This is a genomic window from Amnibacterium flavum (assembly GCF_003097495.1).
Taxonomy (GTDB): domain Bacteria; phylum Actinomycetota; class Actinomycetes; order Actinomycetales; family Microbacteriaceae; genus Naasia; species Naasia flava.
The window spans coordinates 1,373,477-1,386,328 of the sequence record NZ_QEOP01000002.1 but is presented as its reverse complement, the minus strand read 5'-3'; the positions used below and the strand labels follow the sequence as shown (position 1 = coordinate 1,386,328).

Below are 12,852 nucleotides of genomic sequence, written 5' to 3'. Positions count from 1 at the left end.
GAGGCTCCCAGTAGACGACTGGGTTGATAGGCCGGATGTGGAAGCAGGGACTAAAGACCTGTGCAGCTGACCGGTACTAATAAGCCGATAAATTGACAACACTTCACCCCTGGAGGGTGTGATGCGTATGAATCGCACGACTGTTGCTCGCGTCCACTTTGTGGTTCCCGATGTACGGGAACCGCCGCACAACACCCCAGATCTCTGACATGTCGGAGGTTTCGGGTGTGCTGCGGCAGCTTGAAACATCAATAGTGTTTCGGCGGCCATAGCGAGAGGGAAACGCCCGGTCACATTCCGAACCCGGAAGCTAAGACTCTCAGCGCCGATGGTACTGCAGGGGGGACCCTGTGGGAGAGTAGGACACCGCCGGACTTCTTTTACGAAAAGAGGCCACCCATCACCGGGTGGCCTCTTTCTCGTTAACCCAAACCCCGAAAGGCTCGACATGTCTGATTCCAACGGCCGCGGCCGCGGAGGCCGCCCACCCGGCGGCTCACGAGGCGCCGGCGGCAGCGGACGAGGCGACGACAAAGGACGAGGCGGACCCCGGGGCAATGGTGCCCCCGGCGGTCGCGACGGCCGGTCGGGATCCGGCAACGGCGGTCCCTCGAACAACGGAGCGTCCGGCAGCGGTGCCGGCTACCGCGGAGCAGGCCGCACCGACGGCCCCCCTCGCGGTGGACGTGACGGAGCTCGCGACAGTGGACGCGCCCACGCACCCCGTGCCGGCGTCAACCGCGACAAAGCACCGTGGCGGCCCAGCGGAGAACGGCCCCACTCCGAGGAGCCGACCGGTCCCGACCTGCGCGCGGTCCGCACCCGCCACGACGACCCCGAACTCCCCGCCGACGTCGCACCCGCGGACCTCGACAAGGGCGCCCGCATTCAGCTGAAGACACTGGAGAAGCAGAACGCCGACGACGTCGCCAAGCATCTCGTCATGGCCGCCCGTCTGATCGACGACGATCCAGAACTGGCCCACCGTCACGCTCTCTCCGCCGCGCGCCGTGCGGGCAGGATCGCCGTCGTGCGCGAGAGCCTCGCCATCACCGCCTATGCGACCGGCGACTTCGCCCTCGCTCTGCGCGAGCTGCGGACCTACCGCCGCATCTCCGGATCGAACGACCAGCTACCGCTGATGGTGGATAGCGAACGCGGTGTCGGCCGACCCGACCGGGCCCTCGAGCTCGGACGTTCGGTGCCCCGCGATCAGCTCCCCGCACCCGTCCGTGTCAGCCTCGCGATCGCGATGTCCGGAGCGCGCCTCGACCTCGGGCAGCCCGAGGACGCCCTGTCGGAACTCGAGATCCCCGAGCTCGACGGCACGAAGGCCTTCAGCTACAGCCCGCCACTCTTCCGTGCCTTCGCGGAGGTGCTCGACGAACTCGGCCGTGCCGAGGATGCCGCTCTGTGGCGCAGCCGGGCCGACCTCGCCGAGGACGCCCTGGACCCCGTCGACGACGGTGACGACATCATCGAAATCATCGAGATCGACGACGACGAAGAGCCCGGCGATGTTCCGACGCAGGCCTGACGTGCCGGCCACCCCGATCGACGGCGTCGACGTCATCCTCGCCGACCTCGACGGCGTCGTCTACAAGGGTCCAGACGCCATCCCCTACGCCGTGGACGCACTCAACGCTGCGGCGGCCAGTGGGATCCGGGTCGGCTACATCACCAACAACGCATCGCGCAGCGACTCGATCGTCGCGAAGCATCTCGCCGACTTCGGACTGAACGTCACAGCAGACGACGTGGTCACCTCACCGCAGGCGGCGATGAGTCTGCTTCGCGGCCTCGTCCCCGAGGGGGCGCTGCTGCTCGTGGTGGGCGGCGAGGGTCTGGTCACCGAGATCGAGCGCTCCGGGTTCCGAGTGACGCGGTCCGCTGCGGACAAACCCGACGCCGTCGTGCAGGGCTTCGCACCCGAGGTGGGCTGGAAAGATCTCGCGGAGGCGGCGTTCGCGCTCGCGCGTGACGCCGAGGGCAACGGCATCCCGTGGGTTGCGACGAACACCGACTGGACCATCCCCGTCGCGGGCGGAATCGCACCCGGGAACGGCACGCTCGTCTCCGCCGTGCATACGGCCGTCGGCATCCTCCCCGAGGTGGCGGGCAAGCCCGAGAAGCCGATCTTCGACGAGGCGGTGCGACGTTTCGCCGCGACCTCGCCCTTGTTCATCGGCGACCGGCTGGACACCGACATCCTCGGAGCTGTGCGCGCCGGCATGCCGTCCGTGCATGTGCTGACCGGGATCGATCGGAACAAGCAGCTTCTCGCCGCCGACGCCAAGATGCGTCCCACGTTCATCCTCGACGACCTGCGGCAGCTCAGCGAACCGTACCCGGTGGCGACGACCCGCGGAGACGTCACGACGGTCGGTTCAGCGAAGGTGGCGCTTCGCGGAAACCGGGTGGTCATCGATTCCCCAGGCGACCGTCCCGTCGATCTGCTCCGCGCCGCCTGCGCGGTCATCTGGAACTCCGGCACCCCCATCTACGCCTTGGACGTCCCGGAAGAGCTGTACCGCCCGGCCAAGACCGCCTGACCCGGGCCCCTTCGCCGCGCTGCGTTCAGCGGGCCGGGAGTGGGCAAGGCTGCGCGGTCAGAGGGCCGGCGGGCGCGGCACGTGGCCGACGGAGTGGTGCCGTCCTACCGGAACCACGAGAGGCGTGCCGGACACGGGGTCGGTGATGACGTGGGAACGCAGACCGAACACGGCCTCGACGACCTCGGGCGTCATCACGTCGGCGGGAGCGCCCTGCGCGTGGACCCTGCCGTCCTTCATCGCGATGAGGTTCGCGGCGTAGCGGGCGGCGAGGTTGAGGTCGTGCAGGACCATGACGATGGTGGTACCGCGATCACGGTTGAGGTCCGTCAGCAGATCAAGCACCTCGACCTGATGGTTGAGGTCGAGGAACGTCGTGGGTTCGTCGAGCAGGAGCACGTCCGTCTGCTGCGCGAGAGCCATGGCGATCCACACCCGTTGACGCTGGCCGCCGGACAACTCGTCGACCGACCTGTCGGCGAGATCGAGGATGCCGGTCGTTGACAGGGCGTCATCGACGGCGCTGTCGTCCTCAGCGCCCCATTGTCGGAACCAGCCCTGGTGCGGGTAACGGCCGCGGCCGACCAGATCGGCCACCGCGATGCCTTCCGGGGCCACGGGAGTCTGAGGGAGCAAGCCGAGAGTGCGGGCGATCTCGCGCGTCGGCAGCTCGTTGATGGCACGACCGTCGAGCACGACCCTCCCTGACCGGGGCGGGAGGAGGCGGGCCATGGCGCGCAGGAGCGTGGACTTCCCGCATGCGTTCGCACCGACGATGACACTGGTGACGCCGCGGGGGATCTCGAGATCGAGGTCGGTGACCACGACGCGGTCGTCGTAGCCGAGGGTGAGGCCCTCGGCTCGGATGGCGGGAGAGCTGGCGTTCACAGCCGGCCCCCTTTCCGGTTGGAACGGGCGAGGAGCCACAGCAGGTACGGGGCCCCGACGGCACCCGTCACGACTCCGACGGGGAGGGTGTACGGGAGGAGATGCGAGCCGATGAAATCCGCCCCGAGGACGAGCGCGGCCCCGACGAGCGCAGCGGGGACGAGGAGCGAACGGCCGGGCGTCAGTCGCGCGGCGATCGGGCCGGCGAGGAACGCGACGAACGCGACGGGACCCGCCGAGGCGGTCGCGGTGGACACCAGAGCAACCGCGACGACGATGATGATCAGTCGGGTGCGGTCGGCGGGGACACCGAGCGCGGTGGAGGAGTCATCGCCGAGTTCGAGGATCTCGAGTCGTCTCCCCACGAGAAGGGCGAGTGGCACGAGGATGATCGCCGCGAGGGTCATCGATGCCGCGTCGTCCCAGAACGAGGAGTTGAGGCTGCCCGTCAGCCAGCGCAGTGCCTCGGCCGCTTTGTAGACGGAGGTGCGGGTGAGAACGAAGTTGATAACGGCGACCAGCATGGTGCCGACCGCGATCCCGATGAGGACGAGCCGTGAGCCGAGGACTCCTCGCCGGTACGACAACGCGTAGACGACGAGGGCGACGAGCAGTCCGCCCGCCAGTGCGATGAACGAGACGACCGGGCCGCCCGCGCCGAAGAGGGCGATGGCCGTGACGGCGGCGGCGCTCGAGCCGAAGCTGATCCCGATGATGTCGGGGCTGGCGAGGGGGTTGCGCAGCATGGTCTGGAAAAGGGTGCCGGCGAGTCCCAGCGAGACCCCGACGAACACACTCGTGATGGTGCGGGGGAGCCGCAGCCGACCGACCGTGAACGAGGCGCCCGGAACATCCTGACCGAGGATGACGCGCAGGACGTCGACGGGGGAGTAGATGCGCTCTCCGACGGTGAGGCTGAGGAGGACGAGCCCGAGGACGAGCACGACGAGCACGGCCACGACCCGTCCGGCACGGCGTCGTCGGGCGCGGCGTCCGGCCGTGACGGTGCTCCCGCTCGGGGTGGAGCGCTCCGGCGTGCGGGACGAGGGCGCCGATGCCGCGGTCGAGGTCACAGTTCGCGGACCTTCGCGCGGCGGATCAGGAAGATGAAGAACGGGGCGCCGATGATCGCGGTCATGATGCCCACCTGGATATCGGTGGGGCGGGCGATGACACGTCCGACGACATCGGCGACGACGAGGAGGATCGCTCCGAACAGCACCGAATACGGGATGAGCCATCGGTGATGCGGTCCGGTGAAGAACCGCACGGCGTGAGGGACGACGAGGCCCACGAATCCGATCGGCCCGGCGATGGCGGTGGCGGCACCGGCGAGGAGCACAGCGGACAGTCCGGCGATGGCCCGGGAGCGGCCGACGTGAGCGCCGAGCCCGCGGGCGAGATCGTCGCCGAGCGCGAGGACGTCGAGCCCTCGCGCACTGAACAGGGCGAGCACGAGACCCGCCAGGAGGAACGGCGCGATCTCGGCGATCTGACCGAAGTCGGCACCGCCGACCCCGCCGACCTGCCAGAAGCGGAAGACGTCGAACACGTCCGTGCGGGTGAGCAGCACGGCGCTGACGAGCGAGGACAGAGCAGCCGAGGTGGCGGCCCCCGCGAGCGCGAGCTTCAGCGGGGTCGCGCCTTCGCGTCCGCGGGACGCGATCGCGTACACGAGAAGAGACGCGAGTGCGGCCCCCGCGAGCGCGAACCAGATGTACTGGCGGGCGGAGTCGATGTCGAACACCGCGATGCCGACGACGACGGCGAGAGCGCTGCCGAGGTTGATCCCGAGGATGCCGGGGTCGGCGAGCGGATTGCGGGTGGCGCCCTGCATGACGGCCCCTGCGAGGCCGAGTGCGCCTCCGACCAGGATCGCGAGCACCGTGCGGGGCATCCGCGAGGCGACGGCGATGGCTCCGAAGCTCTCGGGATCCCTGTTGAAGAGGCCGGACAGGATCTCGTCCATGCTGACGATGCGCGAGCCGAAGACGAGCGACAGAGCCGATGCGACGGCGAGTCCGACGATGCCGATCGCGAGTCCGAGGGTCAGGCGGGCACGGCGAGACGCCGGTCGCTTCACGGTGGAAGCGACCGGCGTCTCGCCGACAGGGGTTCGGGTCACTGGACCTTCGCTGCGGCCTCGGAGAGCAGCCCGGCGTACGCGTCGATCGCCCACGGGATCGAGAGCACGGTCGGGGTCGAGACGGCGGCGGCGATCGAGTCGGACTCGTCGATGATCGCAACCGCGCCGGACTGCACGGCAGGCAGCGCGGAGAGCAGCGGGTTGGCCTGCATGGCGGCCAGGGTGTCGGCGCCGCCGTAGTTGATGATCAGGTCGGCGTCGGCGAGGAGGTCGAGGTTCTCGGAGGAGAGGGTGGCGAAGAACGCGCCGTCGTTCTCACCGGCGAGCTGCGTGACGCCATCGGAGTCGACCATGCCGAGCTCGTGCAGGAAGGCGACCCGCTGATCGTCGGGAAGGTACACGTAGATGGTGCTGAGGTCGCTCGGGTCGACCCAGATGTACGCGAAGCTGAGGCCGTCGAGAGAGGCGTTCGCGGCGGCGGCGTCGGAGATGACGGTCTCGGTGTCGGTGATCAGGTCCTCCGCCTCGGCCTTCTTGCCGAGCGCCTCGCCGTTGATGAGCGTGCTCTCGCGCCAGGTCGTGAACCAGGCGACGGAGGGGAAGGACACGGTCGGCGCGATCTCGGTGAGGGTGCTGTAGTCCTCTTCGGAGAGTCCGGAGTTGGCCGCGAGGATGACGTCGGGCGCTGTGTCGGCGACCTGCTCGAAGTTGATGCCGTCGACCTCGTCGAAGAGCACGGGGGTCTCGCCGCCGAGTTCGTCCAGTGCGTCCTGGACCCAGGGGAGGATCCCGTCGCCGTTGTCGTCGGCGTAGGTGATGAAGGGCATGCCCACCGGGACGACTCCGAGAGCGAGTGCGACGTCCTGGTTGCCCCACGCGACGGTGGCGACGCTCTCCGGTGCCGACTCGATCTCGGTCGTGCCGTAGCTGTTGGCGAGCGAGACGGGGAAGCCCTCCGTCGATCCTGCCGCCGCTTCGTCATCGGTCGGACCGCTGGCGCATCCTGCGAGGAGCGCGGTGGCGCCGAGGACGGCGAGGAAGGGGAGTGTTCGGGCGCGAAGGGACACGTGCCTGCTTTCTGTTCTGGATGGACTGCGACGTGATTGCTAGGTAAGGCTAACCTCACTCGCCCGAATCCCGCTATTCGGATCGCGGGACCTCCGCAGGTCGCGGGGTAGCGTTGGTGCATGGCCGATGAGGTGGGACTGTCCGAGCAGCTCGCGGAGATCGCCGGACTGCCGCTCGTGGAACGGGCCGTGGCGTACGCCGACCTGCTCGAGAAGCTGCGCACCGATCTCGAGGCCGATGGCCGCGCCTGAGCTGACGCGTCTCGACGCTGCGCTCGTCGCCCGGGGCATCGCCCGATCGAGGACGGTGGCGGCTCGGCTCATCGACGACGGCATGGTGACCGTCGACGGTCGTCCCGCGGTCAAGGCGTCGCTGAAGGTATCGGATGCCACCGAGATCGCCGTGCGCGAGCACGACGCCTGGGTCAGTCGCGGCGCGATCAAACTGATCGCCGCGCTCGACCAGTTCGGCATCGATCCGACAGGGCGACTCGCTCTCGACGCCGGAGCGTCGACGGGAGGATTCACCCAGGTCCTGCTCTCCCGTGACGTCCGACGTGTGATCGCGGTCGACGTCGGACATGGGCAGCTCGCTCCCGAGATCGCCATCGACGGTCGCGTGCAGAGCCACGAGGGCGTCAACGTGCGCGACCTCGACCCCGCGCGCCTCGCCTCCCTCACGGGGTCGGACGAGGAGCCGGCCCTGATCGTCGCCGACCTCTCCTTCATCTCACTCGGCCACGTGCTTCCCGCACTCGCGTCGATCGCCGACCCCGTCGCCGACGTCATCCTCCTCATCAAGCCGCAGTTCGAGGTCGGTCGAACGGGGATCCGCGAAGGGATCGTGCGGGATCCGGGTCTGCGCGCCGACGCGATCGCGCAGGTCCTGTGGGCGGCGTGGGACGTCGGACTCGGCACGACGGGACTCATCCCCTCCCCGATCGCCGGAACGGCGGGGAATCACGAGTACCTGGTGCACCTCAGAGCTTCACCGGCGGTCAATCCGACAGAATGGGAAGCCAGCATCCCCTCGATCGCAGGAGCGTGAGCATGACCGCGTCACCCCGTCACATGCTCGTCGTCTCCCACACCGGCCGGCAGGAATCGCTCGACGCCGCGTGCGAGGTCATCTCCCTGCTCGGCGAAGCCGGTGTGACGCCCGTTCTCAACGCGGCGGAGCGCGACGACCTGCTCGCCTACGCACCCCGCCTCGACGGTCTGGCGCTGCTGGACGAGGTGGATCCCGAATCGCTCGAGCTCGTCATCGTCCTGGGCGGCGACGGAACCATCCTGCGCGCGGCCGAGATGGTCCGCGGCTCCACCGTCCCGCTCCTGGGAGTCAATCTGGGGCATGTCGGATTCCTGGCCGAGGCCGAGCGCGACGACCTCGGCGAGACGCTCCGTCGGGCTCTCGCCCGTGACTACGTCGTCGAGGAGCGCATGACGATCGACGTGCGGGTTCTCCTCGACGGCGAGACGGTCTACCAGAGCTGGGCGCTCAACGAGGCGACGGTCGAGAAGGCCAGCCGCGAGCGCATGCTCGAACTCATCATCGAGGTCGGCGGCCGCCCGCTCTCCGCCTTCGGCTGCGACGGCGCCGTCATCGCGACCCCCACCGGCTCCACCGCGTACGCCTTCTCGGCGGGCGGCCCGGTCGTCTGGCCCAACATCGACGCCATCCTCATGGTCCCGCTCGCCGCCCACGCCCTCTTCGCTCGTCCTCTGGTCGTCGCCCCCACCTCGATGCTCGCCATCGAAGTCCAGCGCCGGAACAACGGAACGGGCGTCCTCTTCTGCGACGGCCGCCGCACGCACGAGCTGCCGCCGGGAGCACGGGTCGAGGCGACGAAGTCGGCCACGCCCGTCCGTCTCGCACGGCTCCAGCGCGGCGTGTTCACCGACCGGCTCGTCCGCAAATTCGACCTCCCGGTCGCCGGATGGCGTGGACCGGCCGACCGATGAGCGCACAGCGATGATCGAAGAGATCGGGATCCGCGGCCTCGGGGTCATCGGCGAGGCGACACTGCCTCTCAGTCCCGGGTTCACCGCCCTGACGGGCGAGACGGGCGCGGGTAAGACGATGGTCGTCACCGCCGTCGGGCTGCTGCTCGGGGAGCGCTCCGACCCGGGCGTCATCCGCGCTGGCGCCGATCGGGCGAGCGTCGAGGCGCGCTGGCTCGTCGACGAGCAGGGACCCGTCGCCGACCGCGTCCGCGAGGCGGGCGGCGACGTCGACCCGTTGGGCGACGGCCGCGCGGAGCTGCTCATCTCGCGCACCATCGTGGGCGAGGGTCGGTCGCGCGCGTCCGTCGGAGGCCGCAGCGCTCCCGCATCTCTGCTCGCCGAGCTGGCCGAGCATCTCGTCGTCGTGCACGGCCAGTCCGATCAGATCCGGCTCCGCAGCGCGGCCGCGCAGCGCGAAGCGCTCGACCGGTTCGCCGGCGCCGAACTCGCCGAGACGATGGCGAAGTACCAGACCGCATTCCGTCGATGGACCGCCGGTCGCGACGAGCTCAATCGTCTCATCGCCGACCGCGACCAGCGCTCGAGCGAGGCGGACGAGCTGCGCGATCAGCTCGCCGAGATCGAGGTCGTCGCCCCGCAGCCCGGCGAGGACGCCGAGCTGCAGCAGCGGGCCGACCGGCTCAGCAACGCGGAGGAGCTGCGGCTCGCCGCATCCGAGGCGCACGAGCTGCTCTCATCGGAGTCGCTCGACGACGCACGCGACGTCATCACCCTCCTGGCCCAGGCGCGTCGCGCACTCGAGCGTGCGGCGGAGCTCGACCCCGAACTCGCCGCCCTCGCCGAGCAGGTGGACGCGGTGTCGTACCAGGCGGTCGATGCCGCGACGGGGCTCGCCGGCTACGCCGCAGGCTTCGACCTCGACTCGGCGCGCGAGCTCGAGAGCATCCAGCAGCGCATCTCCGAGCTGGGTCTTCTGACCCGCAAGTTCGGTCCCACCCTCGACGACGTGCTGGCCTTCCTCGACGCGGGCAGCGGTCGACTCCTCGAACTCGACACCGACGGGGAACGGATCGCCGCTCTCGAGCGCGACGTCGTCGCCGACGAGCTGATCGTCACCGAGCTCGCCGACGAGCTGAGCGCCATCCGCAGCAGTGCGGGGGCCCGCCTCTCGACCGAGGTCAGCGCCGAGCTGTCCGCGCTCGCGATGCCCGACGCCGAACTGCTCGTCGACGTGCGCGGGCGCGAGGACTTCACCGCCAGCGGCCGCGACGCCGTCCAGCTGCTGCTGCAGCCCCACCCGGGCGGCGAACCGCGTCCGCTCGGTCGAGGGGCCTCCGGTGGTGAGCTCTCCCGGATCATGCTGGCCATCGAGGTCGTGCTCGCATCCGGCGGTTCCGTTCCGACCTTCGTGTTCGACGAGGTCGACGCCGGAGTCGGCGGTGCCGCGGCGATCGAGATCGGCCGCCGCCTGGCGCGACTCGCCGAGACCGCGCAGGTCATCGTCGTCACCCACCTCGCCCAGGTCGCCGCGTTCGCCGGCAACCATCTCAGGGTCGAGAAGGACCGTTCCGGCGAGGTCACCGAGTCGAGTGTGCGTCGCCTCCTCGGTGACGAGCGCGTGGCCGAGATGGCGCGCCTCCTGTCAGGCCTGCCCGACTCCGAGACCGGCCTCGCGCACGCCCGGGAACTCCTCGACGTGGCCGGCACGGGCGCCGGGTCGCCCGCTCGGTGACATCCGAGCCCGGCGTGCGGTGCGGCCGCCACGCTCATAGCGATCAAGCGGCGCCGAGCGTTCGCGGAGACGATAAGGTGGAACCCCGTGGCAGACACGCGCGATCAAGACAGCACATTCCAACACGGCGCACCCCAGGTCGGGGGTTCGATCGAACCGGGTGATGTCGGGGTCCCGCCTCGCCGCTCGGGTTCCGTGACCAAGCACATCTTCGTCACCGGAGGAGTCGTCTCCTCGCTCGGCAAGGGCCTCACCGCCGCGAGTCTCGGCAACATCCTCACCCGCCGCGGTCTTCGGGTCGTCATGCAGAAGCTCGACCCGTACCTCAACGTCGATCCCGGCACGATGAACCCGTTCCAGCACGGCGAGGTCTTCGTCACCGACGACGGCGCCGAGACCGACCTCGACATCGGTCACTACGAGCGGTTCCTCGACATCAACCTCGACGCCGCCGCCAACGTGACGACGGGGCAGATCTACTCGACCGTCATCGCGAAGGAGCGCCGCGGCGAGTACCTCGGCGACACCGTTCAGGTCATCCCGCACATCACCGACGAGATCAAGCGCCGCATGCGTTTGCAGGCCGACATGCCGATCGGCGACGACGGAGCCAGGCCCGACGTCATCATCACCGAGATCGGCGGCACGGTCGGCGACATCGAATCGCAGCCCTTCATCGAAGCCGCACGTCAGGTCCGGCACGAGCTCGGCCGCAAGAACGTCTTCTTCGTCCACGTCTCACTCGTGCCCTACATCGGCCCGTCCGGCGAGCAGAAGACGAAGCCCACCCAGCACTCGGTGGCGGCGCTCCGCTCGATCGGAATCCAGCCCGACGCGCTCGTCCTCCGCAGCGACCGTCCCGTCTCCGAGGGCGTCACGCGCAAGATCGCGCTGATGTGCGACGTCGACGAGGCCGCGGTCATCAACTGCCCCGACGCGCCGAGCATCTACGACATCCCGCACATCATCCACCGGCAGGGCCTCGACTCCTACATCGTCGACGCCCTGGGCCTCGAGGCCGACGATGTCGACTGGCGCACCTGGGACACCCTCCTCGGCACGGTCCACGACCCCAAGTACGAGGTCACCATCGCGCTCGTCGGCAAGTACGTCGATCTCCCCGACGCCTACCTGTCCGTCACCGAGGCGCTGCGCGCCGGCGGCTTCGGGCAGAATGCACGCGTCAAGATCCGCTGGGTGCCGAGCGACGACTGCCGCACGCCGGAGGGGGCCGCACGCAACCTCGGCGACGTCGACGGGATCTGCGTCCCCGGCGGATTCGGCGTGCGCGGCATCGAGGGCAAGCTCGGCGCGCTGAAGTTCGCGCGCGAGCAGGGCATCCCGACCCTCGGCCTGTGCCTCGGCCTGCAGTGCATGGTCATCGAGTACGCCCGAGATGTGACGGGCCTCGAGGGTGCGTCGTCGAGCGAGTTCGACCCCGACACCGAGTTCCCCGTCATCGCGACCATGGCCGAGCAGGTCGACATCATCGCCGGAGGCGACCTGGGCGGCACCATGCGCCTCGGTCTCTACCAGGCCGAGCTCGCCGAGGGCAGCATCGTCTCCGAGGTCTACGGCGGCCCCGAGGCGATCGAGCGCCACCGTCACCGCTACGAGGTCAACAACGTCTACCGCGACCAGATCGCGGCATCGGGCCTCGTCTTCTCGGGCACCTCGCCCGGCGGACAGCTGGTCGAGTTCGTCGAGCTGCCGCGGGACGTGCACCCGTACTACGTCGGCACGCAGGCGCACCCCGAGTTGCGCTCGCGTCCGAGTCGGCCCCACCCGCTGTTCCAGGGACTCGTCGGCGCCGCCCTCGACCGCCAGGCCGCGAGCCGGCTGTTCGAGGTCGACGGCGTGACGGGCGAGCCTGTCGAGGTCGATGCGGTATGACCGAGCCCGCGACCTCGCAGAGCGGCCCGGGTGATGCCGCCGCGGAGTTGCGGGACGAGCCCGCCGAGTATCCGGTCGTCTCGCGACGTCCGGTCTTCAACGGGCACGTCTGGGACGTCGTCAGCGAGACCGTCGACTACAACGGCAGCGAGCTGACCCGCGACTTCATCGACCATCCCGGCGCAGTGGCCGTCCTCGCCCTGGACGACGAAGGGCGGGTCCTGCTGATCAAGCAGTACCGGCACCCCGTCCGGGCCCGCGACTGGGAGATCCCGGCCGGCCTCCTCGATGTCGACGGCGAGCCGCCGCTGGCGGCGGCGAAACGCGAGCTCGCCGAGGAAGCCGATCTCGAGGCCGCCGAATGGAACGTGCTCGCCGAGTTCTGGACGTCCCCGGGCGGCAGCAACGAGGCCCTTCGCGTCTACCTGGCGCGGGACCTGAGCGACCTCGACGCATTCGAGCGGTTCGACGAGGAAGCGGATATCGAGAAGCGCTGGGTGGCTCTCGACGACGCCCTCGCCGCCGTGCTGGCGCGCGATCTGCAGAGCCCGTCGCTCGCGATCGGCGTCCTCGCGGCCTTCGCCTCCCGGCAGGGCGGATGGGCGAGCCTCGGCGACGCCGACGAGCCGTGGCCGCGGCACCCCCGCATCGGTCACGGCGACTGGTGAG

General features: G+C 69.7%; 12 protein-coding genes and 2 rRNA genes. 10 read left to right on the top strand and 4 right to left on the bottom strand.

Features of this window, described 5'->3' with window-relative positions; genetic code table 11:
- From DDQ50_RS14260 to DDQ50_RS14245, 4 genes are all read left to right on the top strand, one after another.
- Positions 1 to 100 (top strand): 23S ribosomal RNA (locus DDQ50_RS14260); the annotation flags it as partial.
- 158 nt (positions 101 to 258) lie between these two features.
- A 5S ribosomal RNA gene (gene rrf / locus DDQ50_RS14255) occupies positions 259 to 375 on the top strand.
- A gap of 73 nt (positions 376 to 448) precedes the next feature.
- Positions 449 to 1,537 (top strand): tetratricopeptide repeat protein, encoded by a 1,089-nt coding sequence (locus tag DDQ50_RS17545; RefSeq protein ID WP_240614401.1) that lies wholly within the window; start codon positions 449 to 451, stop codon positions 1,535 to 1,537.
- The gene (locus DDQ50_RS14245) at positions 1,518 to 2,552 is read left to right on the top strand and encodes an HAD-IIA family hydrolase (RefSeq protein WP_116757340.1); all 1,035 of its coding nucleotides are present in this window, start codon (positions 1,518 to 1,520) and stop codon (positions 2,550 to 2,552) included. The genes DDQ50_RS17545 and DDQ50_RS14245 overlap by 20 nt, the downstream gene beginning before the upstream one ends.
- 57 nt (positions 2,553 to 2,609) lie before the next feature.
- Here DDQ50_RS14245 and DDQ50_RS14240 read toward each other — a convergent pair whose 3' ends face one another.
- Genes DDQ50_RS14240 through DDQ50_RS14225 form a run of 4 tightly spaced genes read right to left on the bottom strand, consistent with a single transcriptional unit; the run spans position 2,610 to position 6,593 of the window.
- Positions 2,610 to 3,440, bottom strand: coding sequence for an ABC transporter ATP-binding protein (locus DDQ50_RS14240; RefSeq protein WP_116757339.1), 831 nt, complete (start codon positions 3,438 to 3,440; stop codon positions 2,610 to 2,612).
- Positions 3,437 to 4,513, bottom strand: coding sequence for a FecCD family ABC transporter permease (locus tag DDQ50_RS14235; RefSeq protein ID WP_116757338.1), 1,077 nt, complete (start codon positions 4,511 to 4,513; stop codon positions 3,437 to 3,439). Before DDQ50_RS14235 ends, DDQ50_RS14240 begins: the two co-directional genes overlap by 4 nt.
- Positions 4,510 to 5,565: a FecCD family ABC transporter permease gene (locus tag DDQ50_RS14230; protein WP_205663642.1), complete on the bottom strand. Its 1,056-nt coding sequence runs from the start codon at positions 5,563 to 5,565 to the stop codon at positions 4,510 to 4,512. The genes DDQ50_RS14235 and DDQ50_RS14230 overlap by 4 nt, the downstream gene beginning before the upstream one ends.
- A complete protein-coding gene (locus tag DDQ50_RS14225) occupies positions 5,562 to 6,593 on the bottom strand; it encodes an iron-siderophore ABC transporter substrate-binding protein (RefSeq protein ID WP_116757337.1) in 1,032 nt (343 codons plus the stop codon). The genes DDQ50_RS14230 and DDQ50_RS14225 overlap by 4 nt, the downstream gene beginning before the upstream one ends.
- A 120-nt stretch (positions 6,594 to 6,713) precedes the next feature.
- Between DDQ50_RS14225 and DDQ50_RS17625 the strand changes: the two genes are divergently transcribed.
- The 6 genes from DDQ50_RS17625 (at position 6,714) to DDQ50_RS14200 (ending at position 12,851) form a co-directional block, all read left to right on the top strand.
- The gene (locus tag DDQ50_RS17625; RefSeq protein ID WP_276308409.1) at positions 6,714 to 6,845 is read left to right on the top strand and encodes a hypothetical protein; all 132 of its coding nucleotides are present in this window, start codon (positions 6,714 to 6,716) and stop codon (positions 6,843 to 6,845) included.
- Complete coding sequence (locus DDQ50_RS14220) at positions 6,832 to 7,641, top strand: TlyA family RNA methyltransferase (protein ID WP_116757336.1); 810 nt, start codon at positions 6,832 to 6,834, stop codon at positions 7,639 to 7,641. The genes DDQ50_RS17625 and DDQ50_RS14220 overlap by 14 nt, the downstream gene beginning before the upstream one ends.
- 2 nt (positions 7,642 to 7,643) lie before the next feature.
- Positions 7,644 to 8,555 (top strand): NAD kinase, encoded by a 912-nt coding sequence (locus DDQ50_RS14215; protein WP_116757335.1) that lies wholly within the window; start codon positions 7,644 to 7,646, stop codon positions 8,553 to 8,555.
- A gap of 10 nt (positions 8,556 to 8,565) precedes the next feature.
- Positions 8,566 to 10,290, top strand: coding sequence for a DNA repair protein RecN (gene recN / locus DDQ50_RS14210; protein WP_116757471.1), 1,725 nt, complete (start codon positions 8,566 to 8,568; stop codon positions 10,288 to 10,290).
- Positions 10,291 to 10,485: 195 nt separating this feature from the next.
- A complete protein-coding gene (locus DDQ50_RS14205; protein ID WP_116757470.1) occupies positions 10,486 to 12,183 on the top strand; it encodes a CTP synthase in 1,698 nt (565 codons plus the stop codon).
- Positions 12,180 to 12,851 (top strand): NUDIX domain-containing protein, encoded by a 672-nt coding sequence (locus DDQ50_RS14200; protein ID WP_116757334.1) that lies wholly within the window; start codon positions 12,180 to 12,182, stop codon positions 12,849 to 12,851. Before DDQ50_RS14205 ends, DDQ50_RS14200 begins: the two co-directional genes overlap by 4 nt.
- Position 12,852: the final 1 nt, after the last annotated feature.